General features: G+C 49.0%; 24 protein-coding genes. 20 read left to right on the top strand and 4 right to left on the bottom strand.

Annotated elements, in window-relative coordinates; genetic code table 11:
• Together C7R91_RS19200 and C7R91_RS29430 are read left to right on the top strand one after the other, a co-directional pair.
• Positions 1 to 561, top strand: coding sequence for a MauE/DoxX family redox-associated membrane protein (locus tag C7R91_RS19200; RefSeq protein ID WP_047072912.1), 561 nt, complete (start codon positions 1 to 3; stop codon positions 559 to 561).
• Positions 562 to 563: 2 nt separating this feature from the next.
• Entirely contained in the window at positions 564 to 725 is a 162-nt protein-coding gene (locus C7R91_RS29430) for a hypothetical protein (RefSeq protein ID WP_162488999.1), read from the top strand.
• Between the two features lie 273 nt (positions 726 to 998).
• On the opposite strand, the gene C7R91_RS19195 is transcribed toward C7R91_RS29430, so the two are convergent.
• Complete coding sequence (locus C7R91_RS19195; RefSeq protein WP_083995175.1) at positions 999 to 1,445, bottom strand: acetyltransferase; 447 nt, start codon at positions 1,443 to 1,445, stop codon at positions 999 to 1,001.
• A gap of 277 nt (positions 1,446 to 1,722) precedes the next feature.
• Between C7R91_RS19195 and C7R91_RS19190 the strand changes: the two genes are divergently transcribed.
• Positions 1,723 to 2,829: a peptidylprolyl isomerase gene (locus C7R91_RS19190; RefSeq protein ID WP_047072904.1), complete on the top strand. Its 1,107-nt coding sequence runs from the start codon at positions 1,723 to 1,725 to the stop codon at positions 2,827 to 2,829.
• Between the two features lie 76 nt (positions 2,830 to 2,905).
• Here C7R91_RS19190 and C7R91_RS19185 read toward each other — a convergent pair whose 3' ends face one another.
• On the bottom strand, positions 2,906 to 3,937 hold the full coding sequence (locus C7R91_RS19185) for a superoxide dismutase (RefSeq protein ID WP_047072903.1): 1,032 nt from the start codon (positions 3,935 to 3,937) through the stop codon (positions 2,906 to 2,908).
• Between the two features lie 170 nt (positions 3,938 to 4,107).
• On the opposite strand from C7R91_RS19185, the gene racE reads away from it, so the two are divergent.
• Positions 4,108 to 4,920 carry a glutamate racemase gene (gene racE / locus C7R91_RS19180; RefSeq protein ID WP_047072901.1) on the top strand — a complete coding sequence of 271 codons (813 nt, stop codon included), beginning with the start codon at positions 4,108 to 4,110 and terminating at the stop codon, positions 4,918 to 4,920.
• 96 nt (positions 4,921 to 5,016) lie between these two features.
• Positions 5,017 to 6,069 (top strand): GerMN domain-containing protein, encoded by a 1,053-nt coding sequence (locus C7R91_RS19175; RefSeq protein ID WP_047072900.1) that lies wholly within the window; start codon positions 5,017 to 5,019, stop codon positions 6,067 to 6,069.
• 19 nt (positions 6,070 to 6,088) lie between these two features.
• Here the strand turns inward: C7R91_RS19175 and C7R91_RS19170 are convergent, their stop codons facing one another.
• Positions 6,089 to 7,336, bottom strand: a complete 1,248-nt coding sequence (locus C7R91_RS19170; protein ID WP_047072898.1) for an MFS transporter — start codon at positions 7,334 to 7,336, stop codon at positions 6,089 to 6,091.
• 214 nt (positions 7,337 to 7,550) lie between these two features.
• Here C7R91_RS19170 and rph point away from each other — a divergent pair, with 214 nt between their 5' ends.
• The 10 genes from rph (at position 7,551) to C7R91_RS19120 (ending at position 19,402) form a co-directional block, all read left to right on the top strand.
• Positions 7,551 to 8,312, top strand: a complete 762-nt coding sequence (gene rph / locus C7R91_RS19165; protein WP_047072895.1) for a ribonuclease PH — start codon at positions 7,551 to 7,553, stop codon at positions 8,310 to 8,312.
• On the top strand, positions 8,305 to 8,898 hold the full coding sequence (locus C7R91_RS19160; RefSeq protein ID WP_047072892.1) for an XTP/dITP diphosphatase: 594 nt from the start codon (positions 8,305 to 8,307) through the stop codon (positions 8,896 to 8,898). Before rph ends, C7R91_RS19160 begins: the two co-directional genes overlap by 8 nt.
• Positions 8,899 to 8,927: 29 nt before the next feature.
• Positions 8,928 to 9,467 carry a metallophosphoesterase family protein gene (locus C7R91_RS19155; protein WP_047072891.1) on the top strand — a complete coding sequence of 180 codons (540 nt, stop codon included), beginning with the start codon at positions 8,928 to 8,930 and terminating at the stop codon, positions 9,465 to 9,467.
• A gap of 125 nt (positions 9,468 to 9,592) precedes the next feature.
• The gene (gene tig, locus C7R91_RS19150) at positions 9,593 to 10,885 is read left to right on the top strand and encodes a trigger factor (protein WP_047072890.1); all 1,293 of its coding nucleotides are present in this window, start codon (positions 9,593 to 9,595) and stop codon (positions 10,883 to 10,885) included.
• Positions 10,886 to 11,016: 131 nt separating this feature from the next.
• Positions 11,017 to 11,598: an ATP-dependent Clp endopeptidase proteolytic subunit ClpP gene (gene clpP / locus C7R91_RS19145; RefSeq protein ID WP_007722241.1), complete on the top strand. Its 582-nt coding sequence runs from the start codon at positions 11,017 to 11,019 to the stop codon at positions 11,596 to 11,598.
• A gap of 20 nt (positions 11,599 to 11,618) precedes the next feature.
• Positions 11,619 to 12,884, top strand: a complete 1,266-nt coding sequence (gene clpX / locus C7R91_RS19140; protein ID WP_007722243.1) for an ATP-dependent protease ATP-binding subunit ClpX — start codon at positions 11,619 to 11,621, stop codon at positions 12,882 to 12,884.
• Between the two features lie 197 nt (positions 12,885 to 13,081).
• Positions 13,082 to 14,779: an ATP-dependent protease LonB gene (gene lonB, locus C7R91_RS19135; RefSeq protein ID WP_047072888.1), complete on the top strand. Its 1,698-nt coding sequence runs from the start codon at positions 13,082 to 13,084 to the stop codon at positions 14,777 to 14,779.
• Positions 14,780 to 15,026: 247 nt separating this feature from the next.
• On the top strand, positions 15,027 to 17,366 hold the full coding sequence (lon, locus tag C7R91_RS19130) for an endopeptidase La (RefSeq protein WP_047072887.1): 2,340 nt from the start codon (positions 15,027 to 15,029) through the stop codon (positions 17,364 to 17,366).
• On the top strand, positions 17,363 to 18,010 hold the full coding sequence (gene yihA / locus C7R91_RS19125) for a ribosome biogenesis GTP-binding protein YihA/YsxC (protein ID WP_047072886.1): 648 nt from the start codon (positions 17,363 to 17,365) through the stop codon (positions 18,008 to 18,010). The genes lon and yihA overlap by 4 nt, the downstream gene beginning before the upstream one ends.
• A 39-nt stretch (positions 18,011 to 18,049) precedes the next feature.
• Positions 18,050 to 19,402, top strand: coding sequence for a protein O-GlcNAcase (locus C7R91_RS19120; protein ID WP_047072885.1), 1,353 nt, complete (start codon positions 18,050 to 18,052; stop codon positions 19,400 to 19,402).
• A 48-nt stretch (positions 19,403 to 19,450) separates the two neighbouring features.
• On the opposite strand, the gene C7R91_RS19115 is transcribed toward C7R91_RS19120, so the two are convergent.
• Positions 19,451 to 20,392, bottom strand: coding sequence for a DMT family transporter (locus C7R91_RS19115; protein ID WP_307723627.1), 942 nt, complete (start codon positions 20,390 to 20,392; stop codon positions 19,451 to 19,453).
• A 233-nt stretch (positions 20,393 to 20,625) separates the two neighbouring features.
• Here C7R91_RS19115 and hemA point away from each other — a divergent pair, with 233 nt between their 5' ends.
• The 5 genes from hemA (at position 20,626) to hemB (ending at position 25,771) form a co-directional block, all read left to right on the top strand.
• Entirely contained in the window at positions 20,626 to 21,990 is a 1,365-nt protein-coding gene (hemA, locus tag C7R91_RS19110; protein WP_047072881.1) for a glutamyl-tRNA reductase, read from the top strand.
• 241 nt (positions 21,991 to 22,231) lie between these two features.
• The gene (locus tag C7R91_RS19105; RefSeq protein ID WP_047072880.1) at positions 22,232 to 23,050 is read left to right on the top strand and encodes a cytochrome C assembly family protein; all 819 of its coding nucleotides are present in this window, start codon (positions 22,232 to 22,234) and stop codon (positions 23,048 to 23,050) included.
• A gap of 24 nt (positions 23,051 to 23,074) precedes the next feature.
• Entirely contained in the window at positions 23,075 to 24,004 is a 930-nt protein-coding gene (hemC, locus tag C7R91_RS19100; RefSeq protein WP_047072878.1) for a hydroxymethylbilane synthase, read from the top strand.
• On the top strand, positions 24,001 to 24,813 hold the full coding sequence (locus tag C7R91_RS19095) for a uroporphyrinogen-III synthase (RefSeq protein WP_047072876.1): 813 nt from the start codon (positions 24,001 to 24,003) through the stop codon (positions 24,811 to 24,813). The genes hemC and C7R91_RS19095 overlap by 4 nt, the downstream gene beginning before the upstream one ends.
• Positions 24,797 to 25,771 (top strand): porphobilinogen synthase, encoded by a 975-nt coding sequence (hemB, locus tag C7R91_RS19090; protein WP_047072875.1) that lies wholly within the window; start codon positions 24,797 to 24,799, stop codon positions 25,769 to 25,771. Before C7R91_RS19095 ends, hemB begins: the two co-directional genes overlap by 17 nt.
• Positions 25,772 to 25,775: the final 4 nt, after the last annotated feature.

Here is a 25,775-nt window from a genome sequence, read left to right as displayed (position 1 = left end):
ATGGAGGAGCTTGGGTTGCTGTTTCGGCTGATTCTCGCATTTTTATTTCTCAGCACGTTTGTCTCAAAAATAAGCGGCATGGGCACGCATTTGTCTATTGTTCGAGCCTATCAGATCATACCCTACTCGTGGTCAAAAGGCTTTACGTATCTGGATTTGGGGCTGCAAGCCACCGTAGCGGTTTCCTTGCTGATCGGTTTTTTTACAACGCTGGGACTGTCCCTGGCGATTTTGTTGTTAGGGCTGTACACACTTGCGATCAGTATCAATCTAGCAAGAGGCAGAAAGAAGATTTCATGCGGATGCGGTGGAATGGCTGGAAACCATTTTTTATCGTGGAAGCTTGTATTGCGTAATCTCGTATTCATCAGTCTGGCAGTCTGTGTGGGGCAATGGAGCGGGGGGTGGGCGAGTGTTGACCATTATTTAGTGTCCGGCAGTTTCGAAATCACCAACGGAGTTATGGCTATCTTCTTTTCGAGTGTGAGCATCTCACTGCTCATGGCTATTAGCGGAGAAATCAGTACGTTCAAACATATTTTGCGAAAAAGGCAGGGATGAACATGTCTACAGGCTGGATGATTGGGTTCGGGGTATTATGGGTGACGGTCATCGCGATTTTAGTCGTCTTGTTTCAAGTATTAAAGGTGGTTGGGACGTTCATTAACAAAATGGAAGCAGCAGAGGAGAATAGTAGGAGAAGCGACAAAAATATTACTTATTGAAATTTCAGAAAACACTTTCATTTTCCGCATAAAGATTGTATTATATTGCTGTAAATACATTTTATGGAAAAGGTGAGGTGATAGGCATGTTCAAAAAATTACTCCAAAAACTAGGAGCAAGTGCGTTCGCGGGATGCCAAAAAGGATGCATAAGAAATGGCTCATTGTGTGAATGTCCTTGGTAGTTTTTCAGACGCATAAATAGAGCAAGACTGTCTCGCAAGTAGAAAATTCTACTATGTAAGACAGTCTTGTTTTTTTCTAAACCGAAAATTAACGTTGTAAATCTAAATGAAGCAAAGGAAACGGCCTCCCCGAACCATCCAGCTCAGACCGTCCTGTTTGCACAAACCCATACCTTCTGTAAAAAGCATAAGCCCCTTCGTTTTGCTCGTTGACATCTACTTTCAGATTCGGACCATACTTACGTTCTGCATGTTCGAGTAATCTGCTCCCAATCCCTTTCCCGTGGTATTCTGGATCAACGAACAGCATTTCGATTTTCGTTCCATCAAGGCCAATGAAGCCTACAGGCTCTCTCTTTTCGTTTATTTCCATCCATACCTCAACAGCAGATAGTGCTTCATTTTTTACCATGTTTTTATAAAACGCAATATCTTCTCTCGTCAAAAAATGGTGCGTACGGCAAACAGCACGATACCAAATATCTACCAATTGATCACGATAGCTGGCTTCATATACAACAGTTTTGGTATTCACCATGAAACCTCCTAATTCAAACTAACAAACAAATAAGAGCGCTCTTGAGAGCTTATTATATAGAGTCGCTAGGAACTTTCCTATCTTGTTCACAGCTTTTCTATCCTCCCAGAATAATCTGACGATTGATAAAGGAAACGCTGCCTCGCCACAATTCCCCTATGCAGCTCAAAATACCCTCTTTTAGCAGAATTTTTAAAATATTTCAGTCATCGACTCACAGATTGAGATATACTGTCTTTATGGAACAATCTTCTAATTAGTGGGGGCAGAAAAAATGAAAAAACTCGTTTCTCTGGCAGTCGCTGCAAGTATTGCAATCCCGTTACTAAGTCCTGCTTTTGTCCAACATGCTGCTGCAAATGCTATTCATGATTATCGTAACGAAGTGCAGGTCAATCAGTTCCGTCCACATGGGGGAGATAAGCAGGAAGTGAATGATTTCATAGCGTCCTTGGTGAAGCAACGATCCAATCCTGCTGAGGTAGCAAAGCTGGTAGCAAATGATTCCTTTACGAATTTTGCGATGAAAACCTACGTGGAAGGGTTGGCGCAATACAAAAACATTCAGGTGATCGAAGCAAAGATAGACAAGCTGTACACCGTCACGAAGGAGGACGCCTACAATAACTACCGCGCGATAGTGAAATTCAAATACGTCGGGTATACCGCAGATAACAAGGCCATTGAAAAAACGGATTATCTTGGATTGGCAAGACTAGGGACAGATCCGGTGAACTGGAAGGCGTGGGGAGTCATTTGGCAGGACTCTGGCATTGATGTGTCAGATGTGAAGCTGATTCAGTTGGAGAAGCCACGCAAAGGCGAAGAAATATGCGTGATCACGACTGACGCCGGTGTGATCAAGCTGAGACTGTTCCCGAACAAAGCTCCAAAAGCGGTGGAAAACTTTAAAACACTCGCAAAAAAAGGGCAATACAACAATATGATATTTCACCGTGTGATCAACGATTTCATGATTCAGGCGGGAGATTTGAAAAGGCCGGATGGCAAGGAGCTTCCGAGTATTTACGGTGGGTCGTTTGAGGACGAGTTTAGCCGGGATCTGTTCAACTTCAGAGGGGCGCTCAGTATGGGGAACGCTGGACCTAATACGAACAGCACCCATTTTTACATTGTACAAAGCCCCAAGGTAGATCAGGAGTACCTCGATTTGTCGGCGCTGCCGTTGAACGCAGAAGCGAAGTATAAAGAAATTGGCGGACGAGCATACCTCGACAACCGTCACACTGTTTTTGGTCATGTTTTTGCCGGGATGGAAGTTGTAGACAAGATCGCTGCCCAGAAAACAGATGAAAATGCCAAGCCCATCCAAAATCCGATCAAGGTACAAAAGATTGAATTTGTCCCGTACAACGAATAAGTTTTGCCAGCAAAAACCCCCTCTCATTCCTGACATTTGGGATGACGAGGGGGTTTGTCAATGAAGGAGATACAAGTCAATATGGCTCCCAGCGAAGTTTTCGTGCTTTTTCGAAGCGCTCTTCCGCATAGGGCCAGTTAACGATATTCCACCAGTTCTCTACATATTTATCTCGCTGGTTTTGATATGCCAGGAAATAGGCGTGCTCCCATACGTCCAGAGGCAGTAACGGAATCACATCCCATTGTGACAGGTTCTGGTGCTTTTCGGCTGTAAGAATCTCCAGATGCTGTGCTCGTGGGGACCAAACGAGGATCGCCCACCCAGGACCTTCTACCTTTTCTGCCGCCTGACTAAATTGCCTCTTAAAGGCGTCATATGAACCGAAATACCGATTGATTGCCGCTGCGAGATCACCAGAGGGAATGCCACCCCCATTCGGACTCATGGCTGGCCAAAAGATAGTATGCAAGTAATGACCGGCCCCATTAAAGGCAAGCTCGCGTTCCCAATGGCGTATGAGATCGAAGTTGCCACTTTCTCGAGCCTCAGCTAGCTTCCGTTCTGCTGCATTGAGATCGTCTACATACTTCTGGTGCAGCTTGATGTGATGGATTTGCATGGTAGCTTCATCGATATACGGCTCCAATGCGTTGTAAGCATAAGGGAGCGGGGGGAGGGTATGTCGGCCGACAGCCACGGGGCGTGCCGCACGGACTGGCTCGCGTGCGCCGGGATAGGAAACGGGTGCTGGCACTACAGGTACTGGTTCTTCTTCCGCCATGGCGGGCTGTGCATTTATCAATTCCTGAACAGGTTCCTTTACTTCTTCTTCCAGATGCTCATCTTCACTCAATTGAGCCAGTCGTAAAAAGTGATGGAATTGCTGCTGCACTTGTTCGGCGCGAGTGATGAGAGCAGGGAGTTCGTCGCTGTCTTTTGCCGAATCAAGCTTGGATGCTTGCCTTCCGATCCGTGTAAATGTTTCTTCGAATTTGTGCAGATGCCGTTCGAGTTCTCGGTTGAGGGTCTTATGTCTTCGCAAATGCTCGATCCATTGTCGGCCCCATTGGCTCCAGTCCAGCAAATTCTTGGCTTCTTCTACCAAAAGATTCTCCTCCTCGTAGGCACATCATCTCTCCCCACATTATGAAAGGCGCCTAGAGAAGGTGCGACATTTGCGGAGTACAAGAAATTTCATCTCCGCATATGGTAGTAGCACAAATGTTTGAGTGGTATGCTGTACTATATTCATTTCAACAGGGGAGACACATTAGCATGAGTAGAGAACGAGCGATTGCCGTTATTGATTCAGGAGTGGGAGGATTAACTGTTGCGAAGGAAGTCATGCGTCAGCTACCCGAAGAACGGATTGTTTATGTAGGCGATAATGCCCGTTGTCCGTATGGCTCCAAATCGCCGGAAGACATTCGTGCCTACAGCTTTCAAATGATCGACTATGTGATGCGTACACCGTTAAAAGCATTGGTGATCGCCTGTAATACTGCGACTGCCGTCGTGCTGGAGGAAGCGATGGAGGATTTGCCGTTGCCCGTCATCGGGGTGATTGAACCAGGGGCGCGTGCGGCTGTTCAAGTGACAAAAAACGGAAGAGTCGGTGTCATCGGGACAGAAACGACCATTCGTACTAAGGCGTATGAACGTGCGCTTTTACGGATGCAACCGGATTTGTACGTCGCAGGCATGGCTTGTCCCGCATTTGTGCCGCTGGTAGAGAGCCACATGGCGAACTCGGAGGAAGCAAGAAGAATTGTAAAAGAAACGCTTGCCCCGTTCTTGCACGAAGATTTGGACACGTTAATTTTGGGTTGTACACACTATCCGTTGCTAGCACCGGTCATTTCGGAAGTGATGGGAGATCGAGTGCGCTTGATCAACTCCGCAGAAGAGACAGCGCGAGAATTGTCCCTGCAAATTGCGGCGGACGCCGAAAGCAAGCAAATAGAGCGCCCAGAGCATCTGTTTGTGACGAGTGGGGAGGCCCACAAATTTCGGACCATTGCAGAAGAATGGCTGGATTGCAAAGTAAACGTCCAGCACAACTCATTGGAAAAAACCGTCCAGCCCTGATGGAAAACCTTGTCTGGCGAGACAAACTTTCAACGCATAAACCCAAGCCTAGCTCGTATACATGGTAGTACAAAGTGTGTGGAGGAGGCTGGGGAAATGAAGATAAGGCACATCGGGAAAATGACGGCCGTGCTGGGGGTTAGCGCAGTGCTTTTGTCGGGCTGCGGTCTCTTTGGCCCGGAAAAGGAAACGATTAGTATTGATGCACCGCCACAGTCAGAGGTATCTGTGGATTTGCCAAACGGCACGCTGTCCCCGGATGGTGCAAAAGAAGGCGCACAACCAGTCGTTCCGGAGACTGGAGAGAGAATGGTGTACTTGCAGGATGCTAACGGATATATCGTTCCTGTCTCGATGACTCTTCCGAAATCAGACGGTCCTGCCAAACAAGTATTGAGCTACATGATAAAAGGTGGTCCGGTAGAAAGCATGCTCCAGGGTGGCTTCACCGCTGTCTTGCCAAAAGGGACAGAAGTAAAAGGACTGGTCATCAAAAACGGCGTAGCCACTGTCGATTTTTCCAAAGACTTCAAAACGTACGAGGAGAAGGACGAGAAGAAAATTGTCGATGCCGTCACCCGGGCGCTGACGGAATTTAGCACCGTCAAGACTGTGCAAATTTGGGTGAACGGAACGCCGTTGACGGAAATGCCAGCAGCCAAAACACCCATAACGCTATTAGACCGGAATCAAGGAGTCAATCTCGAACTGGGCGATGGGGCGGTACCAGGAGATACCTCCAGTGTAACCGTTTATTTCCAGGGACAGCTGGATGATACACGTACGTATTATGTCCCAGTAACTCGACTGGTTCCTGAAACGGCTGATATCGCCAAGGCAACCGTCGAAGAGTTGATCAAAGGACCGAAACAAGGATCTCAGCTCTTTAGTTCCTTGCTGCGCACGACACGTGTTCTGAATGTGAAGCAGGAAAAAGATTTGGTCACAGTCAATTTGAGCAGTGACATCCTCAAGTATGATGATGGCAAGGAAGCGAGCCCAGAAGCCCTGCAATCGCTCGTCTTGTCATTGACGGAGACTACAGGAGCCAAGCAAGTGCAGCTGCTGGTGGAAGGAAAACCGCTAGCTAGTGGCGAGTTCACCAAACCAGTGAGCCGTCCGGTCAAACTCAATCCCATACAGATGTAAGGAACGAGCCACGCCCGTATTAACGAGCGTGGTTTTTGTTCGCCAATGGTTCGTTGCCACTACCGCGTACCGTTCTCCAAATAATTAGCCCAAGCAAAAGCGATGGGACTGTGACCAAAAAACCAGCCACAAAGCCGACAATGCGCGGGTCTGCCATCGTTAAAATCCAACCGCCAAGGAGCATGGACAAACCGATCAGGATGTTGGAGATTGTCGCATCCAAGGCAAATACTCTGCCATGGTAGCTGGGGGCGACATGCCGCATGATCAACGTATTCAGGCTGGCGTTTCCCATACCTCCTGCCACGGTGGAGAGTGCAAAGAACAGTGCCGTTACATAAATCGTGGGTGAGAAGCTGGTCAAAAGCAGCCCAAAGCCTTCCAAAGCGAAGCTGCTGGCAGCCACTTTGTAAAAGTAACGTTGAAAGCGCTGAGCAAGTATTCCCCCGATGATGAAGCCAATTCCGATCGCACCGTACAACAAACCAATTCCCCATTCACCGGCAGTAAACACTTGATAGGCATAGACACTGATCAGGACATTGATAATCCCTCCGCCGATTGGCCACACGGCTTTCAGCAAAAGGACGGCGTACACAATCGGTGTGGACGTGATGGCGCGAATCACCTCTCCGTAGGAAGAGACTTTAGCAGCCTGCTGCAACTGCACGTTATGAACGGAGTTGTCTGGGGAGGCGGGTACCCTCAGTCTAGCTAAAAACAGAGCCGAGGCGAAAAAGGAGAGGGCATTGAAAAGAAAAGCGAGATCACTACCCCATATTGCAATAAAAATACCGCCGATCAACGAACCGATGGCCATGACGATTCCAAAGATACTTTGGTCAAGTGCGTTCGCAGTCGCCAATTCCTCAGGGTCAACGATTTTGGGGAGCAGGGACATTCGTGAAGGATTGTAAAGGGAAGAAAAGGCAACTAACAAAAACGTGCCTGCATAGATGATCCATAAATCTGATTTTTCAGATACAAACAAGAACGAAAGAGCAACGAAGCCGCGAACGAGATCACAGGCGACCATCACTTTTTTTCGATCAAAACGGTCTGCCATCAGACCACCCAGCGGACCAAAAATCAAGTGAGGCAGCGTACGTAGTGCGAGGGTAATGCCTACAGCGATAGCTGTTCCTGTTATTTCGAGCAGCAGTGCGAGCACAGCAACGCTGTTAAACCAATCACCGATTCCGCTTAAGAAATTGGCAGTTAAAAGACGCCGCAAATTCGGCTTTTTCAAAAGAACAAGGAAGCTCATAAGTAAATTCACCTACCATCAAATTAATTGAATATCTAATTAGATGATATTTAAACTATTAGGTAGAGGCAAGGAAATTTTTTATGCGGGAGGAAGTGACAAGAATATTTGCAATTAACGTAAATAGGGAAGAGGCGTTTGTGCAGTGGCAGATCGTTTCCTGCCTCTGGTATAATGAGCGGAGTGTAACAAAGCGATTTAGGAGGAACTTGGAATGAGAGTGGATGGCCGTGCCCATGATCAATTGCGCCCTGTAACAATTACGCGCAATTACATTAAACACGCAGAAGGATCGTGCCTGATTGAAGTCGGGGACACAAAGGTGATTTGTACGGCGACTTTGGAGGACCGGGTACCGCCTTTTATGCGTGGTGGCGGGAAGGGCTGGATCACAGCCGAGTATTCCATGCTTCCCCGAGCAACAGCGACCCGCAACGCGCGTGAGTCGTCCAAAGGAAAAGTCGGTGGACGAACAATGGAGATTCAGCGTCTGATCGGACGTGCTCTACGCTCCGTTGTGAACCTTGAAGCAATGGGTGAACGCACCATTTGGCTGGATTGCGATGTCATCCAGGCTGACGGAGGTACACGTACAGCTTCGATTACCGGAGCCTACGTGGCAATGGTAGAAGCGATGCAAAAGCTGGTGGATAGTGGCACCTGGAAACAACTGCCGCTCAACGACTTTCTGGCAGCGACCTCAGTAGGGGTAGTCGGTGAGGAAGCCGTGCTCGATCTCAACTACAAAGAGGATTCTACAGCGATTGTCGACATGAATGTCGTCATGACGGGAAATGGAAAATTTGTCGAGCTGCAAGGAACAGGGGAGGATGCTCCGTTTTCTCCTGAACAGCTACAAGAAATGATTGCCCTTGCAAAAGTCGGCATTGACAACTTGATTACCAGTCAAAAAGAGGCGCTCTCTGATGTTACGCTCTCTTTTGCGCAATCAGTAGCGGAGGAAAGTCATGCCTAATCGAAAAAAAGTCGTGCTCGCAACTCGTAACCAAGGAAAAGTGAAAGAATTCAACAGGCTGTTCGCAGATGCAGGCTGGGAAGGCATTAGCCTCGCTGAATTTGACGGTGTGCCAGAGGTAGTAGAAGACAAGGACACCTTCGAAGGAAACGCGCTGAAAAAAGCAATCGAAATCTCTACATACTTGAACCTGCCAGCCCTCGGTGACGATTCCGGTCTGGAAGTAGATGCGCTGGAAGGACGCCCTGGTGTTTACTCCGCACGCTTCGCTGGAGAAGATGCAACAGACGAGCAGAATTGGCGTAAATTGTTGAAAGAGCTGGAAGAGGTGTCGACACAGGAACGCACAGCTCGTTTCCGTTGTACGTTGGCGTTGGTGATTCCTGGCGAAGAGCCAATCATTGCCACTGGCGCTTGTGAGGGAGTGATCGCTCGTGAGCCAAAAGGGACAAACGGCTTCGGGTACGATCCGGTATTCTACATCCCATCGATGGACAAAATGATGGCCGAACTCATGCCAGAAGAAAAGAACCAGATCAGCCACCGTGCTCGTGCCATGCAGCAACTGCTTGAAATCATCAAGTAGACAAGAGAGAAACAGGAGAGTGAGGCGTGATGGGAATTCTCATCATGAGCGATAGCCACGGCTTGGTTCGGGAAGTAAGCCAGGTCGTCAACCGACATCATGTCGAAAAAATTTTGCATTGTGGCGATTTTTGTGTCGACCATAAACGCGAGCCGTTTTCCAACATGACGCTTGTCCGAGGCAATTGCGATTCGACACAAGAGGTGCCGACTGAGCAAGAGACCAAATGGCGCGACCTTCACATCCTGCAAACGCACGGGCATCTCTTCGGAGTGAAAGGCTCTCTTCTGCGCCTTCATTACCGTGCAGAAGAGGTCGGAGCAAATGTAGTCGTATTCGGTCACTCCCATGTACCTGTATGTGGCGTAGAGAGAGACATCCTGTTTCTGAATCCCGGCAGCCTGCAAATGCCGCGCGGTTTTCACGTACCGACATATGCCCATTTAGAAGAGACTGGAACGAGTCCGACAGAAGTTTACATATCCGTGGTGTTTTATGATCATCTAGGCAACCCGGTTCCACAATTGGGAGGGAACTATTCTGTTCGTCGACCAATGAGGTCTTCTTGAAAACTAAAAGATTTGTGCTATACTAGAATGGTTATAATGGCTAGAATATTATCATCCGAGCCTGCGAAGATACCATGGCGCGGCTGGCGATGTTCTGTTGATTCGATTTAGGAGGGGAAGTTTACGTGGCAGCAAATTGGGAAAAGGTAGAGAATAACCAGGGAGTCCTGACGGTTGAAGTAGATGCTACGCAAGTAGACGCAGCATTGGATCAAGCGTTTAAAAAAGTGGTTCAAAAAGTTCAAGTTCCAGGATTCCGTAAAGGAAAAGTACCACGCAAAATGTTCGAATCCCGTTTTGGTGTAGAATCTTTGTACCAAGACGCTCTTGACATTCTGCTTCCAACTGCATACGGACAAGCTGTTCGTGAAGCTGGTATCGAGCCAGTAGATCGTCCAGAAGTAGACGTAACGCAAATGGAACAAGGGAAAAACCTGATCTTCAAAGCGACTGTAACTGTGAAGCCTGAAGTGAAGCTGGGCGACTACAAAGGTCTGTCCATCGAAGAAAAAGACTTCTCTGTAACAGAAGAGAGCGTTGACGCTGAACTGAAGCGCATGCAAGAGCGTCATGCTGAGCTCGTAGCAGTAGAAGAGGGTGCCGCACAAACAGGCGATATCGCTGTAATCGATTTCGAAGGCTTCCAAGACGGAGTAGCTTTTGAAGGCGGTAAAGCGGAAGATTATTCTCTGGAACTGGGTTCCGGTACTTTCATCGCAGGGTTCGAGGAGCAACTGGTTGGCTTGAACATCGGCGAAGAAAAAGAAATTACCGTAACCTTCCCTGAAGAGTACCACTCTCCTAACCTCGCTGGTAAAGAAGCGGTATTCAAAGTGAAGCTGAACAGCCTGAAGCGCAAAAACCTGCCTGCTTTGGATGATGAGTTTGCCAAAGACGTGAGCGAGTTCGACACGCTGGAAGAGCTGAAAGCAGACACCAAGAAAAAACTCGAAGAAAAAACAGCGCAAGAAAAAGATCAATATGTTCGTGAGCAGCTCGTTCTGAAAGCAGCTGAAAACGCTGAGATCGATCTGCCAGCAGTAATGGTTGAGCATGAATTGGATCAAATGGTAAATGAATTTGGTCAACGTCTGCAATACCAAGGCATGACGCTGGAGCTGTACTACCAGTTCTCCGGCATGGATGAGAGCCAACTGCGTGATCAATTGCGTGCAGACGCAACATCCCGTGTTCGCACTTCCTTGACTTTGGAAGCAATCGGCAAAGCAGAAAACATCGAAGCAACAGAAGAAGACGTAAACGCAGAACTGGATAAACTGGCTGGCGTATACGGCCGCCCAGCTGATGAGCTGCGCAAAATCTTCTCTGCACAAGATGGTATGGCTGCTCTGTACCGCGATGTGCAAACTCGCAAAACAGTAGATTTGCTGGTTGCAGAAAGCAAAGTAACAGCATAAGCTTAGAAGAACGCATGATTGGTCAGTGGGCAGGCTAACCCTGACGCTGGCTGTCAAGACCACAAGGCACGAGTGTATCGTGCCTTGTTTTTCCACCATTGACTTTTTTCGGCAAAGGAGGAAAATACATAATGCTAATCCCTATGGTCATCGAGCAAACAAGCAGGGGAGAGCGCTCCTACGATATTTACTCGCGCCTCCTGAAAGACCGGATTATTCTCTTGGGCACCGAGATTGATGATGAAATCGCCAATCTGGTTGTCGCTCAGCTGCTTTTCTTGCAGGCAGAAGATCCGGACAAAGACATTTCGCTATACATAAACTCTCCAGGTGGTTCTGTTACAGCAGGAATGGCCATCTATGACACCATGCAGTACATCAAACCGGATGTGTCCACAATTTGTGTGGGCATGGCTGCCAGCATGGGAGCTTTCCTGTTGGCTGCTGGTGCAAAAGGCAAGCGCTTCGCTCTGCCAAATGCCGAAGTGATGATTCACCAACCGCTCGGTGGTGTGCGTGGGCAAGCAGAAGACATCCGCATTCATGCGGAATGGATTATGAAAACGAAGCGCCAGCTGAATGAGATTTTGTCTGAGCGGACAGGTCAGCCTTATGAACGCGTAGAGCAAGATACAGACCGCGATAATTTCATGAGCGCAGAAGAAGCTAAGGCCTACGGATTGATTGACTCTATTATCGAACGCAAAAACTGACCCGTTGTGAGGTGAAGCGCATGTTTAAGTTTAACGACGACAAAGGCCAACTGAAGTGTTCCTTCTGCGGCAAGTCCCAGGAACAGGTGCGCAAGCTGGTAGCTGGTCCTGGTGTTTACATTTGTGACGAATGTATCGAACTGTGCAATGAAATTGTACAGGAAGAACTGGGCACTGAAGAAGAAATCGATATGAAAGAAATTCCAAAGCCAGTGGAAATTCGCAAAATCTTGGACGACTATGTCATTGGTCAAGATATGGCGAAGAAATCCTTGTCTGTAGCGGTGTACAACCACTACAAACGGATTAATTCCGGGGCGAAGATCGAGGATGTGGAGCTGCAAAAATCCAACATCATGCTGATCGGTCCGACTGGTAGCGGGAAAACGTTGCTCGCGCAAACATTGGCGCGCATTTTGAATGTACCTTTCGCGATTGCGGACGCAACTTCTCTGACAGAAGCAGGCTATGTGGGCGAAGACGTTGAAAACATCTTGCTGAAGCTCATTCAGGCTGCTGACTATGATGTGGAGAAGGCTGAAAAAGGAATCATTTACATCGACGAGATTGATAAGGTAGCCCGCAAATCGGAAAACCCATCCATCACGCGTGATGTATCTGGTGAAGGCGTTCAACAAGCGCTTTTGAAAATTTTGGAGGGTACCGTTGCGAGTGTTCCACCACAAGGCGGACGCAAGCATCCTCACCAAGAGTTCATCCAGATCGACACTTCGAACATTTTGTTCATCTGCGGCGGTGCATTTGATGGCGTCGAGCAGATTATCAAGCGTCGTTTGGGTAAAAAAGTCATCGGTTTCGGTGCAGACTTCGGCGATGGCGTAAAAGGCGATCTGAAAGCCGGAGAATACCTGAAATACATTTTGCCGGAAGACCTGCTGAAATTTGGTCTGATTCCGGAGTTCGTCGGTCGTTTGCCAGTGCTGGCTACCTTGGAGCCGCTGGATGAGGAGACGCTCGTTCGTATCCTGACAGAGCCGAAAAACTCTTTGGTGAAACAGTACCAAAAACTGCTGAGTCTCGATGGTGTTGAGCTGGAGTTCGATAACGGTGCGCTCATGCAAATCGCCAAAGAAGCGATTAAGCGCAACACTGGTGCTCGCGGACTGCGTGCGATTATCGAACAAATCATGCTCGATATGATGTATGAGCTTCCTTCCAGAGAAGACGTCAACAAGTGCGTGATTACTGAAGAAACGGTACGCGACAAAGTGAAGCCGCAACTGTTGACCAAAGAAGGCCAGGAATTGCACGAAGAAACAGCCTAAGTATTGTCTACACTAACCATCTCGTTATAAGCGAGGTGGTTTTTTTGTTGTTGGTTTACGTCTACGCTTGCGGGGCAATACTACTTGATATCGTTTAAGAGAAGCTTTACATATGCACAAAACGGTCATGCACGTGTTCCTCTCTCTTCGGGGGACAAAAGTTGACCGCAAGCGAAGACGCATGGGAGGGACTGCATATGGACTATACGACATTGGTCATTGCTGTCATTGAAGTGGTTGTTGGTATCGTGATCGGCACCTACTTTTGGAACTTGCTGCGAGCGCAGAGAAACACGAAAACCTCAACCGAAAAGGAATCGCGCAAGGATCTTGATTCCATTCGTAAAATGAGAATGGTTGCGTTGACAGAACCTCTGTCAGAGAGAACAAGACCAGCGACTTTGGAAGAAATTGTAGGACAAGAAGATGGGCTTCGGGCATTGCGTGCCGCTTTGTGTGGTCCCAATCCGCAGCATGTCATTATTTATGGACCACCCGGTGTAGGCAAGACCGCAGCGGCTAGGGTCGTGCTGGAAGAAGCGAAGAAAAATCAGCTATCGCCGTTTTCTTCGGATGCCAAATTTATTGAAATCGATGCGACGATTGCCCGTTTTGATGAACGCGGGATTGCTGACCCGTTAATCGGCTCTGTACATGATCCAATTTATCAAGGGGCAGGCTCGCTTGGGCAGGCGGGGATTCCACAGCCAAAGCCGGGAGCTGTGACGAAAGCGCACGGTGGTATGCTTTTTCTTGATGAAATAGGTGAACTTCATCCTATTCAGATGAATAAGTTACTAAAGGTTCTCGAAGACCGCAAAGTCATGTTGGAGAGTGCGTACTACAGTGAGGAAAATAACCAAATTCCTTCGCATATTCATGACGTATTCAAATACGGTTTACCCGCCGACTTCCGTCTGGTTGGAGCGACGACGAGATTGCCAGAGGAACTACCTGCTGCGCTTCGTTCCCGTTGCCTGGAAATCTTTTTCCGTCCGTTGAAGGCGGGTGAAATAGGGAGTATCGTGCGTACGGCTGTGCCTAAAATGAATATGAATATAGAAGATGGGGCTGTTTCCGTGATAGAGCGCTACGCGACTAATGGACGTGAAGCGATCAATACACTGCAAATCGCTGCGGGAATTGCCTTGACGGAAGAACGCCAAGACATCCAGGCTGCCGATGTGGAATGGGTGATGCACAGCAGTCAAAAATCGCCTCGCCCCGAAAAGCAGGTGCATGATACACCGCAGGTCGGATTGGTCAACGGTCTTGCCGTGTACGGTCCGAACATGGGCAGTGTGATGGAACTAGAAGTGACTGCCTCACCTACAGCTGTTCTAGGTCAAGGTCGAATGGCGATGACAGGAATGGCAGAGGAAGAGGAAATGGGCAGCCGCAACCGGACGATTCGCCGGAAGTCGATGGCAAAAGGCTCAATCGAAAACGTTTTGACTGTATTGAACAGAATGGGCGTCCGTCCGTATGATTATGATCTGCATATCAATTTTCCAGGAGGCATCCCTGTGGATGGGCCTTCTGCGGGAATTACCATTGCTACTGCGATCTACTCGGCGATTTTGAATCGGCCTGTCGATAATTTACTGGCTATGACAGGCGAAGTGAGTATCCATGGGAAGGTAAAGCCAGTTGGGGGTGTAGTCGCGAAGGTGGAGGCCGCCAAACAAGCGGGAGCGACCAGAGTACTCATACCAGAGGAAAACTGGCAAAGCATTTTTGCCGACATGAAAGGGATCGAAGTCATTCCAGTGTCTACAGTCTCTGAAGTAATCGAGATAGCTGTACCGCAAGCTGCCATGCAAGAAGAAGAGGCGACGGGATTTACTTTGCAAATCCCAGCAGAGGATCTCGCTTCCTCTCCGCTTTCCCTGTAACAGTCGGGTATGCTCGCGGATTAGACATCGGATTGTGTTTGCGCTACAATGGAAAAAAGCTTCTGCTTGCAAAGAGCCAGAGGCCTTGCCTGGCCTGAAACGAGCTTCACAAAAAATGATTGAGTATGATCTTTTTTGTCTCGTTTTTGGGGTCGGGTGGGCATTAAAAAAACGGCTTTGAGGGCCGTTTTTATCTGTTATAAGGCTCTTTGTAAGAGGGTAGATCAACAAGGAGAGGTGCATCCGCTTGGGCGAACGTTCCGGTAAACGAGAATTACCGCTTCTCCCGTTGCGAGGATTGCTTGTTTATCCGACAATGGTACTCCATTTGGACGTTGGACGGGAAAAGTCCATCCGCGCATTGGAGCAAGCCATGGTAGACGATAACAAGATTTTGCTTGCGACACAGGAAGAGGTCCATATAGAAGAGCCAGATGCTGAGCAAATTTACAGTATTGGTACTGTTGCGCGCGTGAAACAAATGCTGAAGCTGCCGAATGGGACAATCCGTGTATTGGTAGAAGGCTTGCAACGCGCGAAGATCGAGGAGTATCTTCAACAGGAAGATTATTTCGTCGTGTCGATTACATATTTGCAAGATGAAAAAACAGAGCAAAACGAAGTGGAAGCTTTAATGCGTTCCTTGCTGGGCCACTTTGAGCAGTACATTAAGCTGTCCAAAAAGGTTTCTCCAGAGACGCTAACCTCTGTGCAGGACATTGAGGAACCGGGACGTTTGGCGGATGTGATTGCATCGCATTTGCCGCTCAAGATGAAGGACAAACAAGAAATTTTGGAGACGACCAACATCAAGGAACGTCTTGAAATTCTTTTGACCATTTTGAACAACGAGCGCGAGGTACTTGAGCTGGAGCGCAAGATCGGCAACCGCGTGAAGAAACAGATGGAGCGCACGCAAAAGGAATACTACCTGCGTGAGCAAATGAAGGCTATCCAAAAAGAGCTGGGCGACAAGGACGGTCGTCAAGGCGAAGTAGATGAGCTGCGTGCTCAGCTTGAAAAATCGGACGCTCCTGAGCGAATCAAAGCAAAGATTGAGAAGGAGCTCGAGCGTCTGGAAAAGATGCCGGCGACTTCTGCGGAAGGCTCGGTCATCCGCACGTATATCGATACCTTGTTTGCACTGCCGTGGACGAAGACGACAGAAGACAATCTGGATATTCACCATGCACAGCAAGTTCTCGATGAAGATCATTACGGCTTGGATAAACCAAAGGAGCGCGTCTTGGAGTATTTGGCAGTACAAAAGCTGGTAAACTCCATGCGTGGGCCGATCCTTTGTCTGGTAGGTCCTCCAGGTGTCGGGAAAACGTCTCTGGCCCGTTCCGTAGCGCGTGCAATCGGGCGTGAATTCGTGCGCATCTCCTTGGGTGGAGTACGCGACGAAGCAGAGATTCGCGGGCACCGACGCACGTATGTAGGTGCTCTCCCAGGACGAATCATACAAGGAATGAAGCAAGCCGGTACGATTAATCCTGTCTTTTTGCTGGATGAGATCGACAAGCTCGCATCCGATTTCCGTGGAGACCCTGCGTCTGCCCTGCTCGAAGTGCTAGATCCAAACCAAAATGATAAATTCAGTGACCACTATATCGAAGAGACCTATGATTTGACGAACGTCATGTTTATTACGACCGCAAACAGTCTCGATACGATTCCGCGCCCGCTGTTGGACCGGATGGAGGTCATCTCGATTTCCAGCTATACCGAACTGGAAAAGCTGAACATTTTGCGTGATTACCTCCTGCCAAAGCAAATGCAGGATCACGGTCTGGGCAAAGATAAGCTGAAAATGAACGACGACGCGATGCTGAAGCTCGTTCGTCTGTACACGCGGGAAGCGGGTGTTCGCAACCTCAATCGCGAAGCAGCCAACGTTTGCCGCAAAGCAGCCAAGCTGATTGTGAGCGGCGAGAAGAAGCGTGTCGTGGTTACGGCCAAGACGTTGGAGACACTGCTCGGCAAACCGCGCTACCGCTATGGACTGGCGGAGAAGAAAGATCAAGTCGGCTCCGTTACAGGACTGGCTTGGACACAAGCAGGCGGAGATACGCTGAATGTAGAAGTCAGCATTTTGCCTGGAAAAGGAAAGCTCACCCTGACAGGAAAACTGGGTGACGTCATGAAGGAATCCGCGCAGGCTGCATTCAGCTATATTCGCTCCCGTGCGGATCAGTGGGGAATTGATCCGTCCTTCCACGAGAAGAACGACATCCACATCCACGTTCCAGAAGGAGCAATTCCAAAAGACGGTCCGTCTGCTGGGATTACTATGGCAACCGCACTCGTATCCGCCCTCACGCAAATCCCTGTGAAAAAAGAAGTGGGGATGACCGGAGAGATTACGTTGCGAGGCAAGGTTCTGCCAATTGGCGGGCTGAAAGAAAAATGCATGTCTGCTCACCGTGCAGGATTAACCACGATTATTTTGCCAAAAGACAACGAGAAGGATATCGAGGATATTCCGGAGAGCGTACGCGGTGAACTGACATTCTATCCAGTTGATCATTTAGATGAAGTGCTGCGTCACGCGCTAACTAAACAGCCAGTAGGTGACAAAGCATGAAAGTAACATCAGCGGAGTTTATTATCAGTGCGGTTGGACCGAAGCAGTATCCGACGGATGGTCTCCATGAGATCGCGCTGGTAGGACGCTCGAACGTAGGAAAATCATCATTGCTCAATAAAATGATGAACCGCAAAGGGCTTGCCCGGATCAGTTCTCGTCCGGGTAAAACCCAAACATTGAACTATTTCCGTGTCAATCAAATGCTCTACTTCGTTGACTTCCCGGGTTATGGGTATGCAAAGGTAGCGAAGACGATCAAGGAACAATGGGGAAAAATGATCGAGGGCTACTTGAAAAACCGGAAAGAGCTTCGCTTCATTATTCAATTGGTCGATATTCGCCATGCTCCCAGTAAAGACGATATTGCGATGTACGATTGGTGCAAGCAAATCGGGATTCCTACCGTAGTCGTGGCGACGAAAGGTGATAAAATCGCTCGCGGGCGTTGGCTACAGCATACGAAGGTCATCCGTCAAAGCCTGAATTTGCGCGGGGATGATACGATCATTGTATTTTCCTCGGAGACAGGCCAGGGCAAGGATGAACTGTGGGCAGAAATCATGCGTCGCATCCGTGCTGGAGAGGAAATCGCCAGGGAGTCGGCTGCCAAGGCTGAAGAGACTGCTCCAGCCAATGAGTAATTCTTAGACCCAATTCGTCGTGGGGAAGGGAGCATCTGAGTGAGCGGGAGTGCTTGCTTTGCTGTACGTGGTGTGATCGAAGGTTTCTATGGAACACCTTGGACACATGAAGAGCGGCTGGATATGATCGACTTTTTGCACCGATATGATTACAACGCGTATTTCTACGCCCCAAAAGATGACGAGTATCTGCGGGAACGCTGGATGGAGCCGCTTCCTGCAAAAGCCAGTCAACAGCTAGATGAGCTGATTCAGCGGGCAAAGACTCGCAACATGCAGTTTATTTATTGTCTAGGTCCTGGACTCAGCATGGAATATACGAATCGTCAGCATTTGGAGTTGTTGGGCAGGAAATACCGGGATTTGTATGATCGCGGTGTGCGTTACTTTGCGCTATTGTTCGATGATATCCCCTTGCATCTGTTGCATGACAAGGATGTAGCTGAGTTTGCCCATTTGGCGGAGGCACATGCCCATACGACGCTTTACGTGTGGGATTTGATACGCAGCTGGGGCGATCCAGTCAAGCTGGTTGTTTGTCCTACACAGTACAACGGGATTGGAAAAGAAGCGTACATCATGTACCTCGGCCAGCATCTGCCGCCAGAAATCGATTTGTTCTGGACGGGACGATTCGTCTGCTCGCCATACCTGACGGACGGCGATGCGATTCGCTTTCAAGAGTACACGGGTCATCAGCCATTTTATTGGGACAACTACCCGGTGAATGATTTGGCCATGGCGAACGAACTACATATCGGTCCATTGCGTCACCGTGACCCTGACCTGTGGCAATACGCAGCGGGCTATGTGGCGAATGCGATGTCTAGACCAGAATGCTCGAAGATTCCTTTGATTACGACGGCAGCCTATTTGCGAGATCCGATCGGCTACGATCCTGATACGGTATGGAAACAAGCGGTAGAGGAAGTAGCGGGACAAAAGGATGCGGATGCTTTCTTCACCTTTGCGGATAACGTGCAAAGCTCGTTTTTATGCGAGGTGGAATCGCCGCGATTGCTAGAAGCGATCCTGACCTTCCGCTTTCATTTTTTGCAGGGAGATCGACAAAAAGCCATTGCTGACTTGAGGGCTCTTTTTCAAAAGATGGAAGCGGCGGCTGACAAGCTGTTGGCAGGGATGACGAATCAGAAGCTTGCAGAAGAAACGAGGCCGTGGGTGGAGAAGTTCCATTTGTGGACCAAGGTCGGTCTGTCGGCAGTCGCTCTTATTGATCATGGGACAAGAGGGCGACTTCCACAAGCAGCGTATCATTTGCTCCGGCTCAAACAGTGGCTCAAACGAACAGAGCGTTACCCGCATGAAGTGTGCGGACCGGTCATGCAGCTTTTTGTGGATGCCGTAATGCTAGAGGTTAAGAAGAGCTCATAAAAAAAGTTCCTTTCCCGCAGGGGAGAAGGAACTTTTTTGTTTTTCGCATCAGGTGGATTCGCGACCGTCATTTGGCTTTCTCTGACGGAAATGCCGCACCCATTCTTGAATCGGCAGCTCAGCGAGAATCATGCCGGTGAAAATCAGGAGACATCCCGTTAACTGTCTTCCACTCAATACTTCATGAATAAAGACGTACGAGGTGAGTGCAGCAAATACAGGCTCCAAAGCGAAAATGAGAGCGACCCGCGTCGAGCTGGTTTGCTTTTGCAAGGCCGTCTGCGCGAGAAAGGCCAGAGCCGTGGCGAAAATAGAAGTGACGATCAAACCAAACGCCACCTCGGGTATGAACAAGATCGCCGGATCAAAGGCACGACTCCAATCTTCAAAGAAAAAGGCGTACAGCCAGCTCATCACACCTACCGTGCCTAATTGCGTAATGGCAAGGGGCAAGGCTGCAAAACGAGGGGCGTATTTACCGGTAGAGACGATTTGCATGGCGAAGCAGATTGCGCCGACGAAGACTAGGGCATCACCGAGATTAAAGGAGAATGACTGGTTCTGCGTCAGCAAATACAAGCCGAATGCTGCTAGAATCACACCGACGATAGCGAAAGGCTTGACACGCTCACGCAAGAGCAAAAACGAGAAGAGCGGCACCAAAACGACAGATAAACCAGTGATAAAGCCAGCTTTGGACGGCGTTGTATACAGCAGTCCTACAGTCTGCAAGGCGTATCCCAGACAGAGCCAAAAACCGAGGATGACGCCTGCACGAAGCAGTGGCCCTCTCCATTCAGAGGTCTGCTTACGATGACGATTGCGGATGAAATAGATGATCAATAAAAATAGTGCAGCAATGGTAAAACGAACAGCGTTAAACGTATTGGGAGGCAGCGAAGCAATTGCCTGCTGTACGATCAAAAACGTGGTTCCCCAGATAAAAGCGACGAGGAGCAGCGTTATGTCTGCCATCCAAGGTTTTCTCAAAGCTTCTTTCCTCTCCTTTCTGGCATTTTCACAATTTTTCTTCTGCTTTCATGTATAGGCGACATCATAAGGTATTCCCGGAAGGAACGCAAGCGGATTATACAGGATATACGCAAAGTGCACTCCGTTAATAAATTTTTCACAATTACTCCTATCCGATTCGGGACATAATGATATAATAATAGTGCATTTTACATATGCCGCTAACAGGTTTGGTATTCTGGGAGGACATTATGGATATTCTTTTGCTGGGTCTAAACTATAAAACAGCTCCTGTCGAAATTCGCGAAAAGTTTACATTCAGCGACGATGGGACAGCACGCGCTCTTCATCTTCTCTCCCAGACGAAGAGTATCGCAGAATGTATCATCCTGGGGACGTGCAACCGGACGGAAATTTACGTCGTTTGTGACCAGGCGAATATTGGCCGAGACTATACCCGCCGTTTTTTGGCTGAATGGTTCGGCGTGGAGAAAGAACAATTTAAGGATCATCTCTATATAAAAGAGAACGAACAGGCAATCGAGCACTTGTTCCGCGTTTCTTCCGGTCTTGATTCGATGGTAATGGGAGAAACACAAATCCTCGGACAAGTCCGGGATGCGTTCCTGTTGGCGCAGGAGCGTCAAACGACAGGGACTGTTTTCAACACCTTATTCAAGCAAGCGATTACGTTCGCAAAGCGTGCCCATACAGAGACAGCGATTGGACAAAATGCGGTTTCTGTCAGCTACGCTGCTGTCGAACTGGGAAAAAAGATCTTCGGTTCCTTCGCAGGGAAGTCTGTCCTGATCGTCGGAGCGGGTAAAATGAGCGAACTGACTGCCAAGCACCTGCACGCAAATGGATCGGAACGCGTTATGGTAGCGAATCGTACATTGGAGCGAGCGCAGCTTTTGGCAGAAAAGTTCAAGGGTGACTCCTGTACGATGGAGCAGTTGCCAGAGGCACTGCTCACAGCAGACATCGTCATCAGCTCGACCGGAGCGACAGGTTATGTCCTTGGCAAAAAGGAATTGGCTCCGATCATGAAACAAAGGAAGCATCGTCCGTTGTTCATGGTGGATATCGCAGTTCCTCGCGACCTGAATCCTGACTTGCATGATCTTGATAACGTATTTTTATATGATATTGACGATCTGGAAGGCATCGTTGCGAGTAACGTTGCAGAACGTTCTCGTGAAGCGGAACGTCTGGATGTCATGATTCAAGAAGAGATCGTGGCATTTACGACCTGGTATCAGACGCTTGGCGTGGCTCCACTGATCGCTGCATTGCGCGACAAGGCAAATACGATCCAAAGCGAAGCGATGCGAAAAATCGAAAACAAGCTGCCGAATCTGTCTGAGCGGGAGATGCACATCATCCGCAAGACAACCAAGGGCATTGTCAATCAACTGTTGCACGATCCGGTTGTGCGTTTAAAAGAAATGGCAGCTACCAAAGATGGGGAAGAAGTACTGGATATTTTCGAGAAAATGTTTGCGTTGGAGGAGATCCTGGAGCGAAAAGAACAGGAGGCAATCTGGGCTAACGATAAAAATAAACAGACATCTTCTTCTCGGGAGCAAGTATTGGCTTCCCGGTTCCCTGACTAAGCTGACCTGACAATCTATCTGCTACTAGAGGTTGTTCAAAAAGTCGTCTTTTGATCACGAAGTAGCTCAGAAAGCTAATTCGACATCGAATATGGCGTTCACCTCCGAAGCCCGGTGCTCATGTAGATTACCTACACTGCGCTCCTCCTTCGTTCGGTTCTCGCCATCTTCTCGGTGCTAATAAGCCGACTTTTTGAACCGCACTGTTAGAAACCGATTGGGAAAGTGGGGGAGAGAGTGCATGGCCGAGGTGAGATGGATCTACGACTTGACGATCTTTCTCTACGCTGCAAGTGTTCTCTTCTATTTTAACGACTTCTTGCAAAGCAACCGGAAAGTCAATCGTCTGGCTTTCGGGTTGCTTGTTGTCGTTTGGGCCTTGCAAACCGCATTTTTTGTCTCGCAAGCCGTCATGAAGGGGTATTTTCCAGTCATTACGCTGTTTGAGACGCTCTTTTTTTATTCATGGGTGCTGGTAGGCTTGTCGCTTGCCATTCACTATTTTTTTCGGATTGATTTGCTGGTTTTTTTTACTAATATTATCGGGTTCGTTGTGCTCGTCATGTCGATGTTTTTGCCGGAAACACCGATTGAAGCTGTATCGAGCATCTTGACCTCTGAGCTATTGCTGACGCATGTGACACTGGCCATGTTCAGCTACGGGGCGTTCTCGCTCTCCATGATCTTCTCAGCCATGTACCTGCTCCAGCACAAAATGCTCAAGGGAAGACGCTGGTCGCCGTTGCTCAGACGTTTGCCTAGCCTCGATCAATTGGAAGGCTACGCGTACCGAATGAACATGCTGGGTGTGCCTATGCTCTTGCTTTCGATTGTATTAGGGATCATTTGGGGTAAAATGGTTTTGCCGGAGAAATTTTTGCTAGATTCAAAAGTAGTGCTCTCCGTGCTGGTCGTTGCGATTTACTCGCTGTGGCTGTACCAACGCTATCGGGATACGATGCAAATGCGCAGACTTGCGCAGTGGAACGTCCTGGCGTTTTTGTTACTGCTTATCAATTTTTTAGGCTTCACTACTTCTACATTTCACGACTGGTGGTAGGGGCTGTTCATCAAGGAGGCTGTCATGGGAAAATGGAAAGTGGGAACGCGTCGCAGCAAATTGGCGCTCACCCAAACGAATTGGGTCGTTGATAAACTAAAGGGGTTCGCACCTGAAGCTGATTTTGAATTGCATGAAATCGTGACAAAAGGCGATCGAATCCTCGACGTGACTTTGTCCAAAGTAGGCGGAAAAGGATTGTTTGTCAAAGAAATCGAGCAATCCTTGTTCGATAAGGAAACCGATTTTGCCGTGCACAGCTTGAAGGATATGCCGGCTGAATTGCCGGAGGGCTTGGTAATCGGCGCGATTCCGAAGCGTGTTGATCCCCGGGATGTCCTGCTTTCCAAAGACGGCAAGACATTGGATGAATTGCCACAAGGAGCTTTGGTAGGGACCAGTAGCTTGCGCCGTTCAGCACAAATTCTCGCACATCGCCCTGACATTCAGATTGAATCTCTTCGCGGAAATATTGATACTCGCATGCGTAAGCTTGCGGAAGGTAATTTTGATGCGATCATCCTCGCTGCGGCTGGACTTGAGCGCGTGAATTTTGAAGGGGACATCTCGCAGTTCCTGCCTGTTGAAATCAGCTTGCCAGCAGTCGGTCAAGGTGCGCTTGCCATCGAATGCCGTGCAGACGATGAGGCGACACTCGCTCTCTTGAAGCAGCTGGATGATGCGCCGACTCGTTTGGCGGTAACTGCAGAGCGCAGCTTCCTGCACAAGCTCCAAGGCGGCTGTCAGGTGCCGATTGGCGCATACGCGACAGTTGGAGAGAACAATGAAATTACTTTGACCGGAATGGTTGGCTCCCCAGATGGGAAGCAAATGTTCAAAAACACGGCGACTGGCCAAGATCCGTTAGCGCTGGGCATTCAAGTGGCGGAAGCTCTCCTGGCGCAAGGAGCGGGAGACGTACTTGCGCAAGTATTGCGGGAGAATGAGCAATGATTGTCCACGGATCGCACAAGCCGCTGACTGGCAAGTGCATCATGGTCACGCGGGCAAGAAATCAAGTTCGCGAGCTCGTTGAACATATCGAGCGGTTAGGTGGAGAAGCGTACGCATTTCCCCTGTTAAAAATGATGCCGCCGACAAACACTGCAAAGCTCGACGAAGCCATCACCCAGTTGCCAACATACGACTGGGTGGTGTTCACGAGTGTGAATGGCGTGCGCTTCTTCTTGGAGCGCATGCGCGAGATCAGGGTAGGACTTGAAGCGTTCACTGGTAAAATTGCTGCGGTCGGTCCGAAGACGGCCAAGGAGCTCGAGCATCACGGGCTCGAAGTAGCTGTCATCCCGTCTGATTACGTGGCAGAGGGCTTGCTGTCGAGCTTGTATGATCAGCTTCTCCCTGGTCAGCGCGTTCTGCTGCCTCGTGCAGATATCGCCCGCAAGGCACTTCCAAAGGAGTTGGCTCGCTTGGGGCTAGCTGTGACAGAGGTAGATGTATATCACACTGTCATTGATGCAGAGCATGCTCCAGAGGCAGCGGAAAAGCTACAGCAAGGTCTCATCGATATTATCTTGTTTACCAGCTCTTCAACGGTGACGCATTTCATGGCAGCGATGGAGCCCTATGCATCGTTAGACTGGCTCAAGCACGTTCAGATAGCCTGTATCGGACCAATAACGGCAGACACAGCAAAACAAAACGGGCTTTCTGTTCATGCGGTAGCGAGTGAGTACACCGTGGAAGGATTACTAGCAGCTATTATAGAGAATCTGGGAGGGAATCGACATGGCACAATCATTTGACCGTCATCGCCGTCTTCGCAAAAGCGCGGCTATGCGCAATCTGGTGCGGGAGAACCACGTACGGGTGGAAGACTTGATTTATCCGTTGTTCGTAGTGGAAGGAACCGGAATTAAGAATGAGATTCCGTCCATGCCAGGCGTGTATCAGCTCTCCTTGGACACACTGGCCGAAGAGATGAAGGAAATCGTAGCGCTGGGAATTCAAGCTGTTTTGATGTTTGGGGTGCCCACGCATAAAGACGCATGCGGAACAGAGGCGTACAATGATGATGCGATTACCCAGCAGGCGATGCGTCTGATCAAGGAAGCCCATCCGGAAATGATCGTGATTGCGGATACATGCCTGTGTGAATACACCGATCATGGCCACTGTGGTGTCATTCACGAAGGGGAAGTCGTGAATGATGAAACATTGAAGCTTTTGGGTCAGACCGCCGTTTCCCAAGCAAAAGCTGGAGCAGATATTATTGCACCTTCCAACATGATGGACGGTTTCGTGATTGCCATCCGTGAAGCTTTGGACGAGGCTGGCTTTGAGCACATTCCGATCATGTCCTATGCGGTGAAATACGCTTCTGCTTTCTACGGGCCGTTCCGCGATGCCGCAGGCTCGACTCCACAATTTGGCGATCGCAAAAGCTACCAAATGGACGCGGCCAATGCACGTGAAGGTCTGCGCGAGGCAGCTTCCGATGTAAAAGAAGGCGCGGACTTCTTGATCGTGAAGCCAGGCCTTGCCTTCATGGACATGGTTCTTCGTCTGCGTGAGAACTTCAACCTGCCGATCGTGGCTTACAATGTGAGTGCCGAGTATTCCATGGTAAAAGCGGCAGCGCTGAATGGCTGGATCGATGAAGAGCGTATCGTCATGGAAACACTGGTTGGCTTCAAGCGAGCAGGTGCAGATATGATCATTACGTACCATGCAAAAGATGTTGCAAAATGGCTGGCGAGGTGAGCAC

This window comes from Brevibacillus formosus (genome assembly GCF_003013405.1).
In the GTDB taxonomy this organism is placed as follows: Bacteria; Bacillota; Bacilli; order Brevibacillales; family Brevibacillaceae; genus Brevibacillus; species Brevibacillus formosus.
The sequence above is the reverse complement of the archived record's forward strand: the minus strand, read 5'-3'. Positions and strand labels throughout refer to the sequence as shown.

Excerpts from the sequence above, each read along its gene's own strand:
- C7R91_RS19200 (WP_047072912.1), top strand. The coding sequence starts at position 1 with ATGGAGGAGCTTGGGTTGCTGTTTCGGCTGATTCTCGCATTTTTATTT.
- C7R91_RS29430 (WP_162488999.1), top strand. The coding sequence starts at position 564 with ATGTCTACAGGCTGGATGATTGGGTTCGGGGTATTATGGGTGACGGTC.
- C7R91_RS19190 (WP_047072904.1), top strand. The coding sequence starts at position 1,723 with ATGAAAAAACTCGTTTCTCTGGCAGTCGCTGCAAGTATTGCAATCCCG.
- racE (WP_047072901.1), top strand. The coding sequence starts at position 4,108 with ATGAGTAGAGAACGAGCGATTGCCGTTATTGATTCAGGAGTGGGAGGA.
- C7R91_RS19175 (WP_047072900.1), top strand. The coding sequence starts at position 5,017 with ATGAAGATAAGGCACATCGGGAAAATGACGGCCGTGCTGGGGGTTAGC.
- C7R91_RS19170 (WP_047072898.1), bottom strand. The coding sequence starts at position 7,336 with ATGAGCTTCCTTGTTCTTTTGAAAAAGCCGAATTTGCGGCGTCTTTTA.
- rph (WP_047072895.1), top strand. The coding sequence starts at position 7,551 with ATGAGAGTGGATGGCCGTGCCCATGATCAATTGCGCCCTGTAACAATT.
- C7R91_RS19160 (WP_047072892.1), top strand. The coding sequence starts at position 8,305 with ATGCCTAATCGAAAAAAAGTCGTGCTCGCAACTCGTAACCAAGGAAAA.
- C7R91_RS19155 (WP_047072891.1), top strand. The coding sequence starts at position 8,928 with ATGGGAATTCTCATCATGAGCGATAGCCACGGCTTGGTTCGGGAAGTA.
- clpP (WP_007722241.1), top strand. The coding sequence starts at position 11,017 with ATGCTAATCCCTATGGTCATCGAGCAAACAAGCAGGGGAGAGCGCTCC.
- clpX (WP_007722243.1), top strand. The coding sequence starts at position 11,619 with ATGTTTAAGTTTAACGACGACAAAGGCCAACTGAAGTGTTCCTTCTGC.
- lonB (WP_047072888.1), top strand. The coding sequence starts at position 13,082 with ATGGACTATACGACATTGGTCATTGCTGTCATTGAAGTGGTTGTTGGT.
- yihA (WP_047072886.1), top strand. The coding sequence starts at position 17,363 with ATGAAAGTAACATCAGCGGAGTTTATTATCAGTGCGGTTGGACCGAAG.
- hemA (WP_047072881.1), top strand. The coding sequence starts at position 20,626 with ATGGATATTCTTTTGCTGGGTCTAAACTATAAAACAGCTCCTGTCGAA.
- C7R91_RS19105 (WP_047072880.1), top strand. The coding sequence starts at position 22,232 with ATGGCCGAGGTGAGATGGATCTACGACTTGACGATCTTTCTCTACGCT.
- hemC (WP_047072878.1), top strand. The coding sequence starts at position 23,075 with ATGGGAAAATGGAAAGTGGGAACGCGTCGCAGCAAATTGGCGCTCACC.
- C7R91_RS19095 (WP_047072876.1), top strand. The coding sequence starts at position 24,001 with ATGATTGTCCACGGATCGCACAAGCCGCTGACTGGCAAGTGCATCATG.
- hemB (WP_047072875.1), top strand. The coding sequence starts at position 24,797 with ATGGCACAATCATTTGACCGTCATCGCCGTCTTCGCAAAAGCGCGGCT.